This window comes from Archangium sp., from assembly GCF_045802675.1.
In the GTDB taxonomy this organism is placed as follows: domain Bacteria; phylum Myxococcota; class Myxococcia; order Myxococcales; family Myxococcaceae; genus Archangium.
Genome location: NZ_JBJMQO010000010.1, coordinates 15630 through 36312, shown reverse-complemented (window position 1 = coordinate 36312; position 20683 = coordinate 15630). Strand labels below are relative to the sequence as shown.

Genomic DNA, 20683 nt, shown 5'->3' with positions numbered 1-20683 from the left:
GGCGTCCAGCCCAGGAGGGCAGCTGTGCTACACAGGGCACTCCCCCTCAGCGGACGGTTCATTCATGAGCAGCTCTCCGGCTCCTTCTCTCGAGCCCTCGTCTCCCGCCCAGGTGACGGCCCCCGCGGTCGCGGCCCTCGTTCCCCCCGTGGAGCTCACGCGGCGCGCGGTGGTGGCGGGCGTTGTCTTTGGGGCGATGTTCGGCGCGGCCAATGCCTACCTCGGCCTGCGGGTGGGCATGACGGTGGCCACCTCCATCCCCGTGGCCGTCATGACGGTGGCGCTCTTCCGCGCGATGGGCGGCCGCGCCTCCATCCTCGAGGCCAACCTCGCGCAGACGATTGGCTCCGCGTCGACGGCGCTGGCCACGGGCTCCATCTTCACGCTGCCCGCGCTCTTCCTGTGGGGGATTGTCCCGTCGTACTGGCAGATCGTCGGGCTGGCCCTGCTCGGTGGCCTGCTGGGCATCTCGGCGATGATTCCGCTGCGGCAGTTGCTGCTGGTGCGCGCGGCGAAGGAGCTGCCGTACCCCGAGGGGCGCGCGTGCGCCGAGGTGCTCAACGCCACCACGGGTGAGAACGCGAGCTCGTCCTCGGGGGCGTGGATCTTCCGGGGGCTGCTGCTGGGCGCGGGCGTGAAGCTGGTGCTGGAGTTGCTGCGCCTGATGCCGGGCGAGCTGCACGTGGAGCTGCCGGGGCTGCACAACGCCGAGCTGGCGATGGAGATTGCTCCCGCGCTGCTGGCCGTGGGTTACATCCTGGGCTTCCGGCAGGCGGCCATCGTGGTGTCGGGCAGCGTGATTTCGTCGCTGGTGCTCATTCCGCTCCTCTCGCACGTGGGCGCGGGGCTGCAGGCGCCGCTGGCGCCGGAGACGGCGAAGCTGGTGTCGGAGATGAGCGCGGGCGCCATCTGGAGCAGGTACGTGCGCTATATCGGCGCGGGCGCGGTGGCGGCGGCGGGCATCGCCACGGTGGTGAAGGCGCTGCCGTCCATGGCGGGGGCCTTCCTGGCGGTGGCGAGCGGGCTGAAGGGCTCGAGCGGCGCGGCGGGTGAGGAGGCGCGGGGCCGGACGGAGCGGGACATCTCGGGCAAGGTGGTGGTGTCGGTGCTGGCGCTGGTGGTGGCCGCGCTGGTGCTGGTGCCGGGGCTGCTGGGCAACGACCTGAGCCTGGTGCAGCGGGTGGTGTGCGCGCTGGGCGTGGGCGTGCTGGGCGTGGCCTTCGTGGCGGTGGCCTCGCGCATCGTGGGCCTGGTGGGTGTGTCGTCGCAGCCCACGTCGGGGATTACCCTGGTGACGCTGCTGTGCATCGGCGGGGTGTTCACCCTGCTGGGGTGGACGGGGCCGGGGATGAAGGCCGCGGTGCTGATGGTGGGCACGGTGGTGGCCGTCGCCGCGTCGAAGGCGGGAGACATCTCGCAGGACTTGAAGACGGGACAGCTGGTGGGCGCCACGCCCGCGGTGCAGCAGGTGGGGCAGTTCATCGGCGCGGCCACGGCGTGCTGGGCGGTGGCGGCGACGCTGCTGTTCCTCGGCAAGGCGTATGGGTTCGGCACGCAGGAGCTGCCGGCGCCCCAGGCCACCCTGATGAAGACGTTCATCGAGGGCATCATGTCCGGCTCGCTACCGAGGGACCTGGTGCTCTCGGGCGCGGGGCTGTCGGTGGGCGCGATGCTGATGGGGGTGAACGGGCTGGGCTTCGCGATCGGCGTGTACCTGCCGCTGGCGTCGATGGCGCCCATCTTCGTGGGCGGCGTGGCGCGGCGCCTCGCGGACGGCTGGAACAAGAAGGCGGACGAGGACGCGGAGGGCGGCCGGGGCGTGCTGGCGGCCTCGGGGCTCGTCGCGGGCGAGGGCCTCGCGGGCCTGGCGGTGGCGGTGCTGGTGGGCGGCTTCGGCTACGCGCGGCCCAAGGCAGCGGTGCTGGAGGGCGGCGCGGGGAGCCTCGCCGCGCTGGTGCTGGTGGTGGGCCTGTGCGCCTTCCTGGTGCGCGCGGGCCGCTCCAAGCGCTGAGCCCTCGCGGCCTCAGTGCCCCACGTTCCCCGCCAGCAGGGCCTCCTCCGGGCCCGTGCCGTGCGCGGGGGACTCCGTGGGCGCCGCGACGGGCTCGTTCTCGCTGAGCGCCTCGAGCAGGCGCAGCTCATCGAGCAGCAGCCGGGGCATGAGGAAGTGCTGGCGGACGCGCTCCCGGCCGCTCTCGCCGAACGCGTGGGCTTCCTCGGGGTGGCTCAGCAGGTGGAGCAGCGCCTCCGCGCACTCCTCGACGCTGTCCACGAGGAGCCCGCCCGTGCCGGGGGGCATCTGCATGGGAATGCCTCCCACGCGCCCGGCCACCACGGGCGTCCCCTTCCAGAGCGCCTCGGACACCACGAGCCCGAAGCCCTCGCGCAGCGACTTCTGGATGACGACGTCGGAGAGGGATTGGAAGGCGTTGACCTCGATGTTGCCCACGCCGACGAGGTTGGTGAAGACGTGGATGAGGCGGTCGTCGGCCGTCTCGGCGCGGACCTTCTCGTAGATGTCCCAGGCCTCGGGGTCGTCGAGCGCCATGGAGCTGACGAGGGCCAGCTGGAGGTGGGGGATGTGCTGGCGCACGAGCCGGTAGGCGGCGACGACGCCCAGGGGATCCTTCCACTTGTCGAAGCGGCTGACCTGGGTGACGAGGGGGTAGGAGAGGCGGACGCCGATCCACTCGAGGATGCGGCGGGCGAGCTCCCGGGGAAGGGCGAGGTTCTTGGGGCTGAGCGGATCAATGGCGGGCGGGTGGATGCCGACGCGGCGGATGGGGAAGCGGGGGGGGATGAAGTTCTGCATGGTGAAGATGGCGGCGTCGTAGATGCGCAGGTAGGGCGTGAGGAAGTCCCAGATGGCCGGGTTGGGATGGGACGTGTCGATGTGGCAGCGCCAGATCCAACGCGAGCCGCTCCGGTGGACGAGCCCGGGGATGGCGGCGGGCTGCGGGTCGTGCACGATGACGAAGTCGTAGTCCTCGGAGAGGTGCGGGGCGTTGAGCTGGGCATTGCCGAGGTAGAGGGCCTTCTCGGTCTCGGAGAGCTCGCCCGGGGCACCCTGCAGCCCGTTGTGGAGGCGCTTGGTGATTTGAAAGAAGGCGTCGTCGCCGCGGATGATCTTCCACTCGACCCGCAGGCCGAGGTCCTTGAGCAGGGGCACGCAGGCGCGGAGGATCTCCGAGACACCGCCGCCGTAGGAGGTGGCGTTGAGGTGGAGGATGCGCGCGCCGCGCAGGCGCCGGGCGACGCGGACGAGCTCGTCGAGCTGCTCGTCGGGAGCAATGCCCCGGTAGGACTCGAGGGACCGGTCACCGATGTCGATGACGTCGAGCATGGGGCCTCCTGCCCGGAAGGGATGCGCCTTTCGAGGACAAGGTGACGATGGCGGGGACGCGCGGCGGGAGGGGGCGCCCGGCGGGAGGGGTGGGAGGCGATGGGGAGAGCGCTCCGTGGGGCGCGTGCATCCGGTGGCGGACGGAGCGGTGCGGGAGCGCGTTGCGGAGGAGGCAAGGGCTCCCTACGGTGGCTCGGCGTGCTTTCAGGAAGAGGAGGACACATGCGCCGAGCGCTGCTCATCGCCGTGGGAGTGGTGGTTTCCCTGCTGGCCTGCCGGACGACCCAGCCCGCCGGGACGGAGAACAGGGAGCCCATTCAGGATCCAGCGCAGCGGGAGCCGGCGCAGTTGGTGCCGGCGGAGCCGCCGGGGCCCGCGACCCCCATCACCGAGCCGGACGCGGGGATACCCCCCAGCCAACCCTGAAACCTCCCTCGCCGCGGCCTCTCCCACACAAAGGAACTGGGAAGGGGGTTGAGGGGCCGCTCTCCCGTGGAGCCCCACTGTGACGGTGACAGCCGCGAGCGGCTGGCGCACAGTGGCGCGCGGCGATGCGGGGACGTTCATCCCAACACCATCACGGAACGAGTGCCCTGGGTGCGGCGCTGCTTGCCCTGTGCGGGGCACTGCTGCTGGCGCTGGGGGTGGGGTGCGCCCGGCGGGCGCCCGAGGGAGCACGAGTGGAGACGACGGTCTACGTGGCACGGCGGATCCGGACGCTGGACGCGAAGCGGCCGGAGGCGCGGGCGCTGGCGGTGCGGCGGGGGCAGGTGGTGGCGGTGGGGACGAAGGCGGAGGTGCTGAAGGCGGCGGGCGAGGGGGCTCGAGTCGTCGACTTCGGCGACGCGGTGATGGTGCCGGGGCTGGTGGACGCGCACGCGCACATCGCGGGCCTGGGCTGGAGCCTGACGGTGGCGAGGCTCGAGGGCGCGCGGTCGATTGACGAAGTGGTGCGGCGCCTGGCGGACGCCCCGGCCACGAGCTTCCAGGGTGACTGGCTGATGGGGAAGGGGTGGGACCAGAACGGGTGGCCGGGCCAGGAGTTCCCCGGGCGGGCCGAGCTGGACGCGCGCTTCCGGAAAACGCCGGTGTACCTGACGCGGGTGGACCACCACGCGGCGTGGGTGAATGGCGAGGCGCTGAAGCGGGCGGGCATCACCCGCGAGACGCCGGACCCCGCGGGCGGGCGGATTCTGCGGGACGGCAGGGGCGAGCCGACGGGCGTGCTGGTGGACAACGCGATGGACCTGGTGTCGCGCGTGGTGTCGCCGCCGACGGACGAGCAACTGGAGGCGCGGCTGGCGGCGGCGCTGGAGCGCTGCGCGCAGGTGGGGCTGACGGGGGTGCACGACGCGGGGATGGACCTGCGCACGTTCCGCAAGCTGCAGGCGTGGGACATGGCGGGGCGGCTGCCGGTGCGCGTGTACGCGATGGCGGACGGGCAGGGCGAGGACCGGAAGACGTACCTGGAGCTGGGGACGTACGGCGGGCGGATGCTGGAGATGAAGGCGGTGAAGTTCCTGCTGGACGGGGCGCTGGGCTCGCGAGGCGCGGCACTGCACACGCCCTACAGCGACGCGCCCGGCGAGACGGGGCTGCTGCTGATGACGCCGGAGGAGCTGGCCTCGCGCACGTGGGCCTTCATGGAGCGGGGCTTCCAGGTGTGCATCCACGCGATTGGCGACCGGGCGAACACGCTGGTGGTGGACACGCTGATTCGAGCCTCGGCGGCGACGGGCACGCGGCCGCTGCGGCACCGGGTGGAGCACGCCCAGATTCTGCGGCCCGAGGACATCCGCAAGCTGGGCGAGGCGGGGCTGGTGGCGAGCGTGCAGCCCACGCACGCGACGAGCGACATGGGGTGGGCGGAGGCGAGGCTGGGGGCGGAGCGGCTGAAGGGCGCGTACGCGTGGAAGAGCCTGAAGGAGGCGGGGGCGGTGCTGGCGCTGGGGAGCGACTTCCCCATCGAGAACCCGGACGTGCTGGCGGGGCTGTACGCGGCGAGGACGCGTCAGGACGCGGCGGGGAAACCCGAGGGCGGCTGGCAGCCCCAGGAGCGGCTGACGGGCGAGGAGGCGCTGGAGGGCTTCACGGTGGGGCCGGCGTGGGCCTCGTTCGCGGAGGAGCGGCGGGGCCGGCTGCGCGAGGGGATGGACGCGGACTTCACGGTGCTGTCGGTGGACCCGGTGGCGGACGAGCCTCGGGCCCTGGTGGACGCGAAGGTGGTGGCCACGGTGGTGGACGGCCGCGAGGTGTACCGGGCCCTACCCGAACAACCGTGAGCGGGCCGTCTCCGCGATGGCGACGCCCGCGGGGTGGCGCAGGCGCCGCTCGACGGAGATGGCGTAGAAGCACGTCTCGATGTCCTCGGTGCGGCCGATGACGGAGACGTTGGATTGACGGCAGACCTCGTCCTCGATGACGGAGGGGGCGGCGAAGAGGCCGTGGCCGCGCTGGCCGAAGGCCGTCAGCAGGGCGTAGTCGTCGAACTCCCCGACGATGAGGGGATGGACGTGCTGGGCGTCGAACCACATCTCGAGCGAGCGGCGCACGGAGGACGTCTCCGAGGGCAGGAGGGTGGGCGCCCCATCGAGCGAGCGGGGGAACCCCTTGGCGAGGTGGGCGAGCCGGGGCGCGGCGAAGAAGGACACGCCGCACTTGCCGAGCAGGTGGTTGAAGGAGCGGACGCTGACGGGCTCGGAGGAGGGGGCGTCGGCGAGGACGACGTCGAGCTCGTGGAGGGCGAGGGAGGCGAGGAGCTGGGGGAGGGGGCCCTCGCGGCAGGTGATGCGGATGTGGGGGGAGACGTCGAAGGCGGGCTGGAGGAGCCGCTCGGCGACGAGCTTGGGGATGACATCGGTGATGCCGACGGCGAAGCGGAGTTGTTGGCCGGAGGGCAGGCCGTTGAGGGCGTTCTTGAGCTCGTTGCCGAGGCGGAAGATGTCATCGGCGTAGCGCAGGACGGTGCGGCCGACGTCGGTGAGGACGAGGCGGCGGCCCTGGCGCTCGAGGAGCTTGTGGCCGAGCGATTCCTCGAGGAGCTTGAGCTGGGCGCTGATGGTGGGCTGGGCGAGGTGGAGTTCCTCGCTGGCCTTGGCGATGGAGCCGGCGCGGGCGACGGTCCAGAAGTAGAGGAGGTGGTGGTAGTTGAGCCAGCTCACGCGAGGAGCCTCCAGGGGGACGGCCTCCAGGATTTAACGGAAACGCACGGACGGTGCGTGGGAGGGTGGAGGGAGGGAGGCCGGGCGTGCGAGCGGGGAAGGGGGAAGAGGGGGAAGTGGATGGGGGTTGAAGAAGCCGCTTGACGAGAGGGCCGAGTCCCCGTAAATCGCCCCTGAAGCGAGCGGTTGCGCAGCACGCCCAGGTAGCTCAGTCGGTAGAGCAGGGGACTGAAAATCCCCGTGTCGGTGGTTCGATTCCGCCCCTGGGCACAGAAACACAAGAAGGGCGTCAGGCTTCGGTCTGACGCCCTTTTTCTTTTTGGGGCAGGTATCCGCCCAGCCATTCATCGCGCGGCATCACGCTTCAGCCAGAACTGGCGCCCCTTGCTTCGCAGCGCCGCCTCCAAGAACTCCGAGAAGGAGTGGGCGATCTGGCCGCACTGCTTCGGATCTGGCCATGCTTCATGCCAGCCATCGATGAGGGGATAGCGGCCGTTTTCCTGGCGGCCCACATCCACCACCACGTAATCGCCATCCTGCACGTAGCAGAGTGCGAACACAGAGGCGGGACCCCACGAGTCATCGTCCTCGTCGAAGATGGCCACCCTCGCTCGGATGATCTCGGCCAGGGGAAGAATGCGGTAGGGGCAGCCCGGTCGCTGCTTGAACAACTCCGCCCCGTTGCAGTGCAGGTAGAAGGTGCGGAGGTCCGGGTCCAGCCTCCAGCCCACCCGCCGCTCGAACTCTTCGATCTCCCCGGGCGTGGCAGGGAGATACGGAAAATGAGCGCGTGAAACCTCTTCGAGCAGGCGGCTCATGAGTGGGGTCATCGTCAATTGTCCGTGTAGGGGAGGTCTGGCCCCACTGTATTCCAGGGGGACTGGCCGCCGTAGCAAGCGGGGTATGCCTTGTTGAAGGCCTTATGTGCACCTGGCTGCGCGGGAATGATGTTGTTGGGTTCCGTCGGGGCACCGCCGTGCTTCAAGTCCCAGACGTGGTGCCCTGGCCAATTCTCTCCGCCTTCAAAGGGCCACTTCCCGAACTTTTTGGACCAATCATCCCGGAACGAGTCTCTGAAATCGTTCCATTGATCGCGCTGAGTCTCGTTGTCCTCCTTCGTCAGCTCAGGGTAATTGCAGCAGCAGTGATAGATGCCGTAGCGGCTACCGGCCGCGACGTCCACGGGCAAGAGGACGAGGTTTCCCTCCCAATCGTATTTGAAGTCGGCCAGCCAGATGCAACCCATGAGTGCGTAGCCCTCACTGGTGCACTTCGTCTGGCACTGGTTCATGAACTGCTGGCGGCACTGCCAGGGGCCGTAGAAGAGGGTCGTCTTCATGCGCCCACCTGGCACGTTCACCCAGGGCAACTCCTTTTTCGTCGCGGGCGTGGCTCCAGGTGATGGCGTGAGTTTGGTCCCGAGGGAGTCGCTCGCGCCATTGATGGAGCCGCACCCGGCGAGGAGCATCAGCACTACCGCTGTTCGGGCCAACTTCATGGGAATCCTCGTGGTGATGGCCAACCCTGATGGGTAGGTGGGCAGAGGGGATACCTGAAGGGGCTGACAACTTCCGGTGCTGCACGGCCAATTCACCTGGAGCGCTTCGATTCCAGCCGGACCTCGGCGGCGAGCTGGACGGACTTCTCCTCGACCATGTCCCTCCAGAGCGCCAGATCCTCGATGAGCCGCTCGAATCGGAAGTAGGCGGGACATCCTTCTCGCAGTTCTCCGGGCTCGACAGCATCCTGCAGGATGCCATCGACCTTGCGTATCGCGGCGAGAAGCTCGTTCAACGCGTCCTCGAGGTGGGCCGCCTGTTTCGATCGGGTATGCTTCTGTGCTGTTTCTTGGGAGGACATGGACTGTTTGCTCCTGGAAACACCGGGGGCGGTGCCTGGCTGCAAGGGGCTCTGTCGCCCTTTTTCTTTTGTCCGTAGTGGGCTCAGAAGGGCCGATCCATGGACTGAACCTGGCGTGTCGGCCCTTGGTGTTTTCAGCTCTCCTGTACGCGCAGGAGGTACAGGGCCCAACCCGTGTCGATCCACCGGGTCGACTCCTTGGGCGTGCCTTCCAGATAACGCAGTTGGTTGACGCGCGCTTCGTCAGGGATGCCCCCGGTGGAGCGCGCGTCCTCGTGAGCGAGCAGCGCCCAGGCGAGGTCGGTCAGGGAGACGGTCCGCTCCGCGAAGCCTCCTTCTCCGCCATCGATGCGCACGCCTCCTCCGGGCGCGCTGCCCACGATGCGACAGCGTCTGCCCTCCTGCTCGATGAGGTCCCCAGCGGGATGTCTGCTCAGCAGGTTCTGGACCCAGGCCGCGGCCCGTTCGGTCGCGCCAGGAGGAAGCCGTCGGGAGCTCTGGCGCCCATGTCCGAGCGCTCTCCAGGTGGTGTAATCCACCGGCTCCGCGAGTGCCCAGCGATCCTCGTCCTCCAGCCAGCGGGCCACGCTCGCGTATCTCCAGGACTCCTCCGGCGAGGTTCGCGTCAGCACGAAAGCCGTTTCCGCAGGCCGGCGATCCTCGATGCGCAGGTTCAGGCGATCGGGTTCGGTGAGCAATCCCTTGTCATCCACACATAGGAAGAGATGGCCCTGGATGCGCCCCGTTCTGGGCGGCACGTCGAGCCCGAATGCCTTGGCCGCTTCCTCATCCGTCAGCCGCTCGCCCGTGGCCGGGCCGAGGCGCCCGGGTGGAATCACTTCCACGAGCAGGGCGATGGGGACCACGTCTTCCGTCGCCTCGAAGGAAGGCCGCGCCGGATTGTCGGAGCGCAGCATCCACCGGCCCTTCTCCTGAACGACCCGCTTCACCTGGTACCCGTAGCCCGCCGGGCCCGGTACCTGCACGAGCGCCACCTTGTCTTCGACGGCGCCGATGCCGGCCGCTCGGGCGTAACGCATCACGAGCCAATCCCCGTCCCGAATCGGGCTCTTGCCTCCCTCCATGGAGTCGCCGGAGGCACGGACCGCGAACAGCCCCTCGTCCCTCGCCTGGACCGGCAGACTCACCTGCTCGGCTTCCGGTGCGCTCGCCAACGCGACGGAGTGGGTCGCCGCGCCCGCCGCCGCGCGCAGGCTCGGGAATGCCACGAGCGTTCCCCGGCGGTGCAACGGGAGCACCTCCGCTTCAACGGGGGCCACCCACCACCCGTCTGGCCCGGGGGTGAAGCGAACCCGGAAGGCAGTACCCGGTTGCCCGGCTCCAGGACCGAACCAGCCTCGCAGGAGGTCTGGCAGACCGTTGCGGTCCGTGCCGACCGGCCGTGCCACGTTGCAGAACTCCTTCATCAACCGGAAGCCCCAATGACTGCCATCTGGAATCCGGGCCTCGATCTCACCCTGGGGCAGGTCCAATCGCTTGCGCCGGTCTGGCAATTTGAGGATGGGGTCGCGCTTGTTCCAGAGGACCTTGGTCTCGAATGCCGAGCCCGGCGTCTCCGTGTTCTGCCGGGCGCGATACTGCGCGAGCCGGTAATCCACCAATTCCCGCGTCAGACCGAGGAATGCCTCTCGGGTGTCCCCGGTCATGGGAAGGCGCGGAACGAAGTCATTCCCTACCACGCGGAACCAGCGGCCTCCGATCCACGCCTGGATGGGATTCTCCTTCCAATACGCGAGGAAGCGTTTGGGCTCCGGCTCGCTCGAGGCGTTCAAGGCCTTGACCCCTTCCACATCCTTCCACAGCTCGGGAGAACGGCGGAGGATCGCGCGACTGCGCTCGGCCAGCTCCGGGAGTGGCATTCCTTCTCCCAGGGCTCCCGCGTCGAGCAAGGCCTCCAGGAGCACCATCTTGAAGCTCTTGCTCATCGGCGTGGTCTCGAGCTCCTCGAACCAATCCGCTCCATCCCCCAGTGCGCGAGACTCCTCCGCGGTCAGATCTCCCTCACTCCGGACGAACCCCAGCCAGCCGCCGTGTGCCTCACGCAGCGTTGCGGGGCGATAGCCCATCCGGTACAGCTCGCCCGCCGTGGGCCTTCGGCCCCAGGCTTCTCGCAGCTCGCGGTACACCCGCACCACTTCACTGCGGCTTCCCTCCTGGGGCAGCAGCCGCCTCAGCAGGTCCTTTGCTTCCAGCTCCACCTGCACCGAGCAGCCCGGAGGCAACTCGGGCTCCTGGCCATCCACGAGGAAGTCGCGCAGTGACAGGCGCTCGTTCCGGTCCGCCAGCGCCAACAGCGCGCGCACCCGGTCGAGGAACACCCGGTGGTTACCCACGAAGTCGATGACCGTGACCGACACCTTGCCCTCGGCCTTTCTCAGCCCTCGCCCGAGCTGCTGCAGGAACACCACGGGCGACTCCGTGGGCCGCAGCATCACCACCCGGTCCACGCTCGGCAGGTCCACGCCCTCGTTGAAGAGGTCCACCGTGCAGACCGCGTCCAACTCGCCACGGGCCAACTGGCGCAGTGCCTCCGCCCGGTCATCCGAGCCCGGCGCCGAGTGCACCGCGACCACTCGCACCCCTTGCGCCTTCAGCCACTCCTTCACGTACGTCGCGTGGGCCACCGAGCAGCAGAAGACCAGCGTGCGGGTCGCGCGATGTTCCTCCCACGCCGCCCACATCCTCCGCATGCGCGCTTCCGTCTGCACCGCCTCCGCGAGCTTCCGTGGCTCGAAGCGCCGGTTGCGCCACGGGATGTTCTCGTACGCCACGTCGTCCTTCAGCCCGTGGTACGCGAACGGCACCAGCAGTCCTCGCGCGATGCCCTCGCCCACGTCCGCCCGGTAGGCGAGGTGGTCGTCGAACAGGCCCAGCACGTCGCCCTCGTCCGCGCGCTCTGGCGTCGCCGTCAACCCGAGCAGGAATCCCGGTGCCAGGTTCCCCAGAATGGCCCGGTAGCTCGCCGCCGCCGCGTGGTGCACCTCGTCCACCACCACGTAGTCGAAGGGGGCTGCCTCCCGCAGCTGCGTGAGCCCCTCGGGCCGAGACAGCTTCTGCACCGACGCGAAGACCACGTCTCCCGCGAGGCTCGACTGTTCCGCGATGAACCAGCCGAAGCGTGACTCCGGGAGCTGCCGCCGGAAGGTCTCCGCCGCCTGCGTCAACAGCTCCGCCCGGTGCGCGAGGAACAGCACCCGCGCCCGCCGGCCCAGCGGCTTCTCGAATGCCTCCACGTCCAACGCGGCCAGCAGCGTCTTTCCCAGTCCCGTGGCGAGCACCACCAGGGCCCGCTGGCGCCCTTCGTTCCGGCTCCGGGCCAGGGCCGCGAGCGCCTCGAGCTGGACGCCGTGCGGCTTACGGGGTGGCTCCACCGGCTCCGCCTCGGCCTCTCCAGAGGGCAGGGGACGCGCCACCTGCCGCGCCCGCGCTTCGTAGCGCTCGACCCAGGCCGCATCGAAGCGCAGGGCTCTCCGCCACCACTCCTCGAAGGCTTCCGCGACCTCATGGTAGGCCCGTGCGTCCCGGTCCCGCTCGACGCGCAGGTTCCACTCCACCCCCGTGCGCAGCGCCGCGTGCGAGACATTGCTCGAGCCCACGAAGGCCGTCGCCAGGGCCGGGCCCTCGAAGCGCCAGGACTTCGGATGGAACGAGCGCCCCAGCTTCTCCGTTTCCACCACCCGCGCCTCGAAAGTGCCTCGGGGTGACTCGGGCGGCTCCTCGTCCTCCGCGTGCCGTGCCGCGCTCTCGTCCATCCAGTCGAGCAGCCGCCGCAGGGCTTTCGCCTGGGTGATGGCCAGGTAGTCCCCGGTGAGGATGCGCACCCGCGCGCCCCGCGCCAGCGCCGCCTCCACCGCCTCGCGTAGCACCTCGAGCCCGCTGTCCTGGACGAACGCCGCCAGCACCGCCACATCCAGGGCCCGGGCGAACAGGGGCTCCAGGTGCCGCAGGAAGGGATCCTCCAGGCCTCCCGTGGCCAGGGGCTTCTCCCTCGTCACGAGGTAGTTGCCCTTGCCGGGAATCACGTGGCGCACGCCGCCTCGCGGATCCGCCATGTCGCCCCGGTAGCGCGGAATCACATGCACGTGCAGGTGGAACACCGTCTGTCCCGCCGCCTCGCCCACGTTGATGCCCACGTTGTACCCGTCCGGCCGCGGGTCGCCCGCCTCCAGCCCCCGCCGCACCACCTCGACCAGCTCGAAGAGGGCCCGCTGCTCCTCCGCCGTGGCCTCGAACCAGGTGGGCACGGGCCGGCGCGGAATCACCAGCGTGTGTCCCGGGCTCACCGGGTAGCGGTCCCGGATGGCGAAGGCCAGCGCGTTGGAGGCCACCCACTCGGCTTCGGGCACCTTCAGGAAGGGTGAATTCACGCGCGCACCGTACCCCACGCGGCTCCTGTCCGGTCACCACCGCGCCAGGTCCCCGGGGCGCCCCGTCCGAGGGCCTCTCCCTTGTCCCCCGGTCGAGGCGAGCACACCCCCAGTGTGTGCCAGTGCCCTCGCCCGGACGCCAGGCGGGTAGTCCCGTGACAACTCACGTGTTGGGACGCCCTCCATCCGCTACATTCCTCCCGCCAGGACCCCACGGCAGGGGCATCGAGGCAGGGAGTTTCATGACGCCACGGGTGGAAGAGACGGACGTGCTCATCACGGGCTGCGGTCCGGTGGGGGCGCTGACGGCCAATTTCCTCGGGCTGTACGGGGTCCGTACGCTCCTCGTCGAGCGCATGCTCTCCCCCCATGGCCTGCCGCGTGCCATCACCTGTGACGACGAGGCCCTTCGCATCTACCAGGCCGCCGGTCTCTCCGAGCCCATGGACGCGCTCATGTACACCGTCCCCGAGGTCCAGATGACCGGGGCCAACGGGGAGCTCTTCGCCCGCGTCGTCATCCAGGGGCTCGACTTCGGCTACGGCTTCCCCGCCCTGCGCTTCTTCAGCCAACCCTACGTCGAGGACGTCCTGCGCCAGGGTCTCTCGCGCTTCCCCCACGTCGAGCTGCGCTTCGGCCAGTCCGTCGAGGCCTATACCCAGGACGCCCACGGCATCTCCGCCACCGTGCGCGACGCCCGCGACGGCTCCGAGCGCACCGTGCGTGCCCGCTACCTCCTGGCCTGTGACGGCGGCCGCAGCACCCTGCGCCGCCTGGCCGGCATCGAGATGGTGGGCGCCACCTACGACGAGAAGATGCTCACCATCGCGCTGCTGCTGCCCGAGCCGCCGCCGCCCATCTGCCGCATGGTGTGCGACCCCCACCGCCACGTCTTCGTCGCCCGCTGCTCCGGCAACGAGCTGCGCGTGGACTGCACCATCCGCCGGGACGAGAATCCCGACGAGCTGCTCAAGCCCGAGCGCATCCGCCAGTTCATCGCTCCCTTCGTGGACCCGGATCGCGCCACCGTCCTGCGCGCCGCCGCCTACGTCTTCAACCGCCGCATGGCCTCGCGCTGGCGCGACGGGCGGCTGTTCCTGCTCGGTGACGCCGCCCACCTCATGCCGCCCGTGCTCGGCCAGGGGCTGTGCTCCGGCCTGCGCGACGCCCACAACCTCTCCTGGAAGCTCGCGGCCGTGCTCCGCGGCCACGCGGATGAGCCGCTGCTCAATACCTACGAGCAGGAGCGCCGCCCCCACGTGGAGGCCATGCTCGACACCAGCGTCCAGATGGGCCGCGTCGTCCTCACCGGCAGCCGCCCCATGGCCGTGCTGCGCGACAGCGTCTTCCGGGCGCTCGGGCACATCCCCCGCGCGCAGCGCTTCATCCGCGACTTCGAGTTCAAGCCCCGGCCCCTCATCTCCCGCGGCTTCATGCTCGGCGGCTCGCGCGCGCACCGCCTGGCCCCCGAGGGCACCTACTTCCCCCAGCCCCGCGTGGGCGCTCCGGGTGGCGAGGTGGTGCGGCTCGACGAGCTGCTCGGCCCCGGCTTCGCCGTGCTGGTGCACCCCGACACCCGGGAGACGGCGCGCCGCGGTGCCCAGCAGCTCGCCGAGAGCCTGGGGGCCCAGTGCCTGCGCATCATCCCGCCGCGCTCCGGCCAGGCCCAGCCCGGTGAGGTGGTGGACACCGAGGGCAAGCTCGACGCGTGGTTCCGCGAGCACCGGGTGGAGATCGCCGTCCTGCGCCCGGACAGGTACCTCTACGGCGCCGTGCGGGGCTCGCACCTCGCCGCGCTCTCCACGGCGCTGCGCGGCTGGATTCACGGGCCCCTGAGTGGGGTGGGGCCGGCGCCGCTCGAGTCCGTGTCCGCCTGAGGAATTTCTGGCGGCTCGGCCGGTTGGGGCGCCTTCGGGAGCAGACTCGCGTCACAAGGGAGAGCGGATGCTCAGACAGAAGTTGTTCGTCACGGGGATGGTGCTGCTGGCCTCGACGGCCGCGTGCGCCGAGGGCCGGGCCGCGAAGACGGGGACACCGGCCCGTGCGCCGGCCAGTGCTTCTCCGGCGGCGAAGCCCGGTGCGCAGGTGCGGACGAAGACGCTGAAGAACGGGTTGAAGGTCATCGTCTGGGCGGACCCGGACAACCCCAGCGTGTCGCTCTACGACTGGTTCCGCGTGGGCAGCCGCAACGAGCGCCCCGGCATCACCGGCCTGTCCCACTTCTTCGAGCACATGATGTTCAACGGCGCGAAGAAGTACGGCCCCGGTGAGTTCGACCGCGTCATGGAGGCGCACGGCGGCCGCAACAACGCCTACACCTCCGAGGACGTCACCGTGTACCAGGACTGGTTCCCGCGCTCGGCGCTGGAGACCATCTTCGACCTGGAGGCGGACCGGCTGCAGTCCCTCGCCATCGACCCCAAGATGGTGGAGAGCGAGCGCGGCGTCGTCTACTCGGAGCGGCGCTCGGGCGTGGACAACAACAACGCCGGCATGCTCATGGAGCAGGTGCAGGCCACCGCCTTCGTGGCGCACCCCTACGAGATTCCCGTCATCGGCTGGCCCTCGGACATCGAGAGCTGGAAGCAGGAGGACCTGGAGCGCTACTTCCGCACCTACTACGCGCCCAACAACGCCACGCTCATCGTCGTGGGCGCGGTGACGCCCGAGGAAATCTTCTCCCTCGCGGAGAAGTACCTCGAGCCCATCCCCGCCCAGCCCGCGCCCGAGCCGGTGCGCACCCAGGAGCCGCCGCAGCAGGGCGAGCGCCGCGTGGTGGTGCGCAAGCTGGCCCAGGCCCCGCTGCTGCAGCTGGCCTTCCACGGCGTGCGGGGCCGCGACGAGGACGCTCCCGCGCTCGACTTGCTGATGCGCGTCCTCTCCGACGGCGACTCCTCGCGGCTGCACCGGCGGCTGGTGGAGGAGGAGCAGGTGGCCATCAACGTGCAGGGTCTGGTGGGCGAGGGCTTCGACCCATCGCTCACGTGGTTGCTGGTGGACCTGCCGCCCGGAGGAGACCTCGGCAAGGCCGAGTCGCTGCTCGACGCGGAGCTGGCGAAGGTGGCATCCGCGGGCATCACCGACGCGGAGCTGCGCAAGGCGAAGAACATCGTCGTGGCGGACTTCTGGCGCAACCTGGAGACGAACAGCGGCCGGGCGAAGGCGCTCGGCACGTACGAGGTGTTCCACGGGGACTGGCAGAAGCTCTTCCGCGCGCCGGAGCTCTATGAGGCCGTGACGGGCGAGCAGGTGCGGAAGGTGGCCGAGAAGGTGTTCGCGCGCAACAACCGCACGGTGGGCGTGCTGGTGCCCGAGGCGGGCCCGGACGAGGCGAAGAAGGAGGCGGCGCAATGAAGCTTCTCAATGGGAAGGTGGCGCTCGCGGCGCTGCTGGTGGCCTCGACGGTGGGGGCCCAGGAGTCGAAGCCCAAGGGCGCGGCGGCGGCACAACAGGCCGCGGTGCAGGACGCGGTGAAGCTGCCCCAGGCCACCGTGCTGGAGCTGAAGAACGGCGCGAGGCTGCTCCTGGTGGAGAAGCACGAGGTGCCGCTGGTGTCCTTCAGCGCGAAGCTGCGCGGCGGGGCGCTCGGGGACCCCGAGGGCAAGGAGGGCGTGGCCGCGCTCACCGCCGAGCTGCTCCAGAAGGGCGCCGGCAAGCGCGATGCCCAGCAGTTCGCCGAGGCCGTGGACAGCGTGGGCGGCCAGCTCTCGGTGAGCCCCGACCGCGAGGTGCTCGACGTCGACGGCCAGTTCATGGCCCGCGACTCCGCCCTCATGGTGGAGCTGCTCTCGGACCTGCTCATGCGGCCCCGCTTCGACCAGGCCGAGCTGGACAAGACGCGCGAGCGCATGGTGTCCGAAATCGCCGCCGAGAAGGACGGCGACCTGCGCGCCGTCATCGGCACCTACTTCCAGGCCTTCCACTTCGGCGCGCACCCCTACGCGCGGCCCGTGGGCGGCAGCGAGTCCTCGCTCGCCACGCTGAAGCGCGAGGATGTGCTCGCGTACGCCAGGGCGCACCTGGGAGGAGACCGGCTCATCCTCTCGGTGGTGGGTGACTTCGACGCGAAGAAGCTCGGCAAGCAGCTCGAGGCGGCGCTCGGCGGTTGGGCTCGCGCGTCCACTCCCGCCCCGGTGGCTCCTCCCACCCAGCCCTCGAAGGGCCGGCGCGTCCTGCTCGTGGACAAGCCCGACGCCACCCAGACGTACTTCTGGGCTGGCAACACCGGTATTTCCCGCACCGACCCCGCTCGCGTCGACGTGAACCTGGCCAATACCGTGTTCGGCGGCCGCTTCACCTCGTTGATCAATACGGCGCTGCGCATCAAGTCCGGGCTCACCTACGGTGCCGGCTCGCTGGTGATGACCCAGACCCAGCCAGGGGTCTTCGCCATCTCCTCGTACACGAAGACGGAGTCCACGGGCCAGGCGCTCGACATGACGCTCGACGTCCTCTCGCGCTACCGCGAGCAGGGCCTCGACGACGCCACGCTCGCCTCCGTCAAGGAGTACGTGCTCGGCCAGTTCCCTCCCACCCTCGAGACGGGCCTGCAGCTCGCTTCCAAGTTGTCCGAGCTCTCCTTCTACGGGCTCGACTCGAGCGACGTGGACGACTTCGCCTCCAAGGTGGCCAGCGCCGACAAGGCCCGCGTCCAGGCCGCCATCCAGCGCGTGCTGCCCTCGCGCGACGACCTCACCGTCGTGCTCATCGGCAAGGCCTCGGACATCCGCGAGGTGGCTCGCAAGTACGGCACCGTCACCGAGATGAAGCTCACTGATCCGTACTTCGCTCCCCGGGCGGAGAAGAAGTAGCGCCGCGCGGGACACACCTCCGTCCGGGAGCGTCCGAGGGCATGTCGGACGCTCCCTGTAGGGTGCGCGTTGATTCGCTCCCCCGGAGGCCCCATGTCGCTGCGACGTCGGCTGTTGTGGCTGTTTCCCCTATGCTCGCTGTCGGCGGGTTGCGTGGCCGAGCCCCCGTCGTCCCCCGTCGGCGATGAGCGCTCCGTCCGTGACAACCCCTCCGTGGGCCACTTCCCCGGCGATGGCCCCCTGGCGGGCGGCGCGCTCGCGGGCGATGGAGGCGTGGCGGACGCCGGCACGGACGTGGTGACGGTGTCGGCGTCCATCCGCTATCTCACCGCGAGCGGCCTGACGACGCTCCCGGGCCAACTCGCCTCGGTGCCACAGCTTCTCGTGCCCCAGGGCGATGGCACCTTCGTCACCGTCAACGGCACGCTCGACGCGAGCGGGAGCTACGTCTTCTCCAACATCCCCAAGGGCACGTACTACCTGAAGAACGGGACGGGCTACGTCGTCACGGACGCTCGCGCCGTGGACGTGGGCTACGATCAGCTCGGCCGCTCGGACGCGGTGCGCCTCACGGGCGTCACCAGCACCTCGCTCAACTTCAACCTCGCCAACCTGTCCGCGTGGGATCCCGGGGCCGGCTTCCAGATGAGCTCGGGTGAGGTGGACCTGATGGGCGCCGCCTCCCTGGACGTGTTTCCCGCGACCGGCGCGACGGCGCTCATCGGCAGCGGGCGGCTCGACAACTACACGGGTGAGATGCCCCGGTTCGAGGCGGCCAAGGGAGACCGGGCCTGGGTGACCCAGTTCTCCACCCAGGACGCGGGCACGCTGCCGGATGGAGGCACGCTGAAGTACACCGCCGTCACCCGCGGCCTCAACCTGCCGGCGTTCTCGTTCGACGGCGGCTCGCCCATCTCCGTGCAGGGCACGATGGTGGACCCGCCCCGCACGACGATTCCCTTCGAGTGGCGCATGTCCTCCTACGCGGCCCAGAGCGCGTCCGTCCACCCCCAGGCGGCCGGGTATTACTCGGACCTGTATGTGCTGCCGGCCGCGCACGGGCTGGCCAACGGGTGGATTGGCTACTCGGGAGAGTTGCTCACCCTGGACGTGCCTCCCAACACGGGGGACCTGGTGCGCCGCGTGTCCTTTGGCAATCCCTACCCGTCCACCTGGGGCGTCGTGGGCGAGGTGTCCCACGGCTTCCGCGTGGACGTCGTGGTGCCGGGCTTCAACCCCACGTCCGCCTACGGGTACCTCACGGAGATGGACCAGTTGGACCGGATGATCGCCAGCCCCATCTCGCTGCACCTGTCACCGCCGAGGGAGCTCACCGTGGACGGCGTGAGCGCGTACATCTCGCGGATGGTGGGCTCGGTGAGCCCCGTCATTGCCTGGAAGCCGCCGGCCATCGGCGTGCCGACCGCGGGCTACTCCGTGCGGCTCAACAAGTATTCGCGCACCACCCCCACCAGCCTCAACCTGAAGCGCACCCGGATGGCCACCTTCTACGTGGGCCCGTCCGCCACGGAGGTGCGCCTGCCTCCAGGCGTCCTCGAGCCGGCGACGAGCTACGTGGTGGAGGTGGTGGCGATGAGTGGGGCGGGTGACGTGTCGCGCGCGCCCTACTTCGTCGACGTCCTGCCCCAGTACCGCGCGTCCGCGCTGACCAGCGTGTTCTTCACGCCGTGAGGTGAGGGCTCCAGAGCACGGGGGCGAGCTCCCCTCACCCCCGTGCTCGGGACCCCCGCCTCCATTGCGTGGCTCGCGCTTCTCCCTACTTCGGCAGCGCGGCGTAGCGGCCCATGCACTTCTGGTAGCGCTTGTTCACCGACTGCGCGAACCACGCCGTGGACCGCTCCGTGCTCATCTTCGGGCTGCGGATGACCACCGTCGGCAGCCTCGCGTACTCGGGCGTCTCTCCCGTCACCTCCTGGTATGCCTTCTTGATGGCGTTCCAGGTGTCCGTCTCCTCGAAGTCGAGCTCCTTCTCCCGGCTCACGTCCTTGCGCACCCGCCGCTCGCTCAGGTCCGGCGCGTAGCGCTGACGGAAGGTGAGGATCGCCTTCAACGAGTTGCTGTCCTCGTCCACCGGCTCGCCCTGCTTGTCGTAGGCCAGCAGGTCTCCGTCCTGCACCAGGGAGAGGCCCGTGAGGCGGCTCACCTGTTGCTGCACCGCCGCGTTGCGCGAGGTGTAGAAGCCCGCGTTGTAGTCCGCGAAGCGGTAGATGGGGTCGCTGTAGTGCGTCTCGTAGCCGAGCAGCCGCGCCGCCCCGTAGTACACCCCGCCGCCGCGCGTGTAGAGCTCCTCGCGCACCCGCCGCAGCGCCTGCTCGTCCCCGCCCGCCAGCTCCTCCGAGAAGCGCACGCTCACCTGCATCGAGCCCGCCGTCGTGATGGGGTTGAGGTCCTCCAGCCGCGTGGACTTGAAGAGGGCACTGGCCAGCTTCGCCGCCGTGTACGTCTTCGGGTACTCCGTCTCGTAGTACTCGAGCAGCTCGCGGAAGATGCGGTCCAAATCCCGCTCCGTCTTCACCTGCCCGAGCCGCTGCTCGAAGGTCTGCGTCTGCCCCGGCGCCTTGCCTTCCAGCAGCGCCCTCACCGCCGGTGGCCCCAGCGGGCCCAGCTTGTCCGCGTACGCCTCCATCCGCTGCTGGACGAGCTTCGCCAGGCCCGGCACCGGCGGGTTGGCCTGGAAGCCCGACTCCTGCTCGATGACCGCCAGCACCGAGCACACGGCTTCCGCCGAGGGGTAGAGCCGGTGCGCCTCCAGCGCGGCCATCACGTCCTCGGCCCAGCCCTCGCGCTCCTTCACGTCCGGAGGCACCAGCTTCACCGCCTGCTCCGGGGTGACGCGCGGGGGGAGGGGCGGGGTGGGGCGCACGTTGCGCGCGCAGGCCGCCAGCATCAGCAGCGCGCACAGCGGCAGCGGGCCCAGGCGACGCCGGAAACGGGGCTCTCCGTTCCTCGCACCCGAGGAGGGCGCCCGTGGCACGGGGGCGACGTTTACAGGACTCGAAACAGAAAAATTCCTGAAAATCATCACAATCTCTTGAAAACGGTCTTCTTCGGGAGTCAAGTATTGCTCTTCTTCTACAGAGGGGTATCGCATTGGCTAAT

At 69.9% G+C, this 20683-nt stretch carries 14 protein-coding genes and 1 tRNA gene; 8 read left to right on the top strand and 7 right to left on the bottom strand.

What is annotated here, in order from left to right; genetic code table 11:
• Positions 1–64: 64 nt before the first annotated feature.
• A complete protein-coding gene (locus ACJ8AN_RS02325; protein WP_407753544.1) occupies positions 65–2011 on the top strand; it encodes an OPT family oligopeptide transporter in 1947 nt (648 codons plus the stop codon).
• Between the two features lie 12 nt (positions 2012–2023).
• Here the strand turns inward: ACJ8AN_RS02325 and ACJ8AN_RS02320 are convergent, their stop codons facing one another.
• Entirely contained in the window at positions 2024–3343 is a 1320-nt protein-coding gene (locus tag ACJ8AN_RS02320) for a glycosyltransferase (protein ID WP_407753543.1), read from the bottom strand.
• 222 nt (positions 3344–3565) lie between these two features.
• On the opposite strand from ACJ8AN_RS02320, the gene ACJ8AN_RS02315 reads away from it, so the two are divergent.
• Both ACJ8AN_RS02315 and ACJ8AN_RS02310 read left to right on the top strand, forming a co-directional pair.
• Complete coding sequence (locus ACJ8AN_RS02315) at positions 3566–3769, top strand: hypothetical protein (protein ID WP_407753542.1); 204 nt, start codon at positions 3566–3568, stop codon at positions 3767–3769.
• A 125-nt stretch (positions 3770–3894) separates the two neighbouring features.
• Complete coding sequence (locus tag ACJ8AN_RS02310) at positions 3895–5625, top strand: amidohydrolase (protein WP_407753541.1); 1731 nt, start codon at positions 3895–3897, stop codon at positions 5623–5625.
• On the opposite strand, the gene nhaR is transcribed toward ACJ8AN_RS02310, so the two are convergent.
• A complete protein-coding gene (gene nhaR, locus ACJ8AN_RS02305; RefSeq protein WP_407753540.1) occupies positions 5608–6504 on the bottom strand; it encodes a transcriptional activator NhaR in 897 nt (298 codons plus the stop codon). The two genes, ACJ8AN_RS02310 and nhaR, sit on opposite strands and share 18 nt — an antisense overlap.
• Positions 6505–6701: 197 nt before the next feature.
• On the opposite strand from nhaR, the gene ACJ8AN_RS02300 reads away from it, so the two are divergent.
• A tRNA-Phe gene (locus ACJ8AN_RS02300) sits at positions 6702–6774 on the top strand.
• Positions 6775–6848: 74 nt separating this feature from the next.
• Here ACJ8AN_RS02300 and ACJ8AN_RS02295 read toward each other — a convergent pair.
• The 4 genes from ACJ8AN_RS02295 to ACJ8AN_RS02280 all read right to left on the bottom strand — a co-directional run bounded on the left by ACJ8AN_RS02295 (position 6849) and on the right by ACJ8AN_RS02280 (position 12752).
• Positions 6849–7334, bottom strand: a complete 486-nt coding sequence (locus ACJ8AN_RS02295) for an SMI1/KNR4 family protein (RefSeq protein WP_407753539.1) — start codon at positions 7332–7334, stop codon at positions 6849–6851.
• Positions 7335–7336: 2 nt separating this feature from the next.
• A complete protein-coding gene (locus ACJ8AN_RS02290; protein WP_407753538.1) occupies positions 7337–7843 on the bottom strand; it encodes a hypothetical protein in 507 nt (168 codons plus the stop codon).
• Positions 7844–8094: 251 nt separating this feature from the next.
• Positions 8095–8364: a hypothetical protein gene (locus ACJ8AN_RS02285; RefSeq protein ID WP_407753537.1), complete on the bottom strand. Its 270-nt coding sequence runs from the start codon at positions 8362–8364 to the stop codon at positions 8095–8097.
• Between the two features lie 134 nt (positions 8365–8498).
• Positions 8499–12752 carry a DEAD/DEAH box helicase family protein gene (locus ACJ8AN_RS02280; protein ID WP_407753536.1) on the bottom strand — a complete coding sequence of 1418 codons (4254 nt, stop codon included), beginning with the start codon at positions 12750–12752 and terminating at the stop codon, positions 8499–8501.
• A gap of 242 nt (positions 12753–12994) precedes the next feature.
• On the opposite strand from ACJ8AN_RS02280, the gene ACJ8AN_RS02275 reads away from it, so the two are divergent.
• From ACJ8AN_RS02275 to ACJ8AN_RS02260, 4 genes are all read left to right on the top strand, one after another.
• On the top strand, positions 12995–14629 hold the full coding sequence (locus ACJ8AN_RS02275; RefSeq protein ID WP_407753535.1) for a bifunctional 3-(3-hydroxy-phenyl)propionate/3-hydroxycinnamic acid hydroxylase: 1635 nt from the start codon (positions 12995–12997) through the stop codon (positions 14627–14629).
• Between the two features lie 67 nt (positions 14630–14696).
• Positions 14697–16106, top strand: a complete 1410-nt coding sequence (locus ACJ8AN_RS02270; RefSeq protein ID WP_407753534.1) for a M16 family metallopeptidase — start codon at positions 14697–14699, stop codon at positions 16104–16106.
• Complete coding sequence (locus tag ACJ8AN_RS02265) at positions 16103–17563, top strand: M16 family metallopeptidase (RefSeq protein WP_407753533.1); 1461 nt, start codon at positions 16103–16105, stop codon at positions 17561–17563. The genes ACJ8AN_RS02270 and ACJ8AN_RS02265 overlap by 4 nt, the downstream gene beginning before the upstream one ends.
• Positions 17564–17656: 93 nt before the next feature.
• On the top strand, positions 17657–19255 hold the full coding sequence (locus ACJ8AN_RS02260; RefSeq protein ID WP_407753532.1) for a hypothetical protein: 1599 nt from the start codon (positions 17657–17659) through the stop codon (positions 19253–19255).
• A gap of 85 nt (positions 19256–19340) precedes the next feature.
• Here ACJ8AN_RS02260 and ACJ8AN_RS02255 read toward each other — a convergent pair whose 3' ends face one another.
• A complete protein-coding gene (locus ACJ8AN_RS02255) occupies positions 19341–20558 on the bottom strand; it encodes a DUF1615 family protein (protein ID WP_407753531.1) in 1218 nt (405 codons plus the stop codon).
• Positions 20559–20683 lie beyond the last annotated feature (125 nt).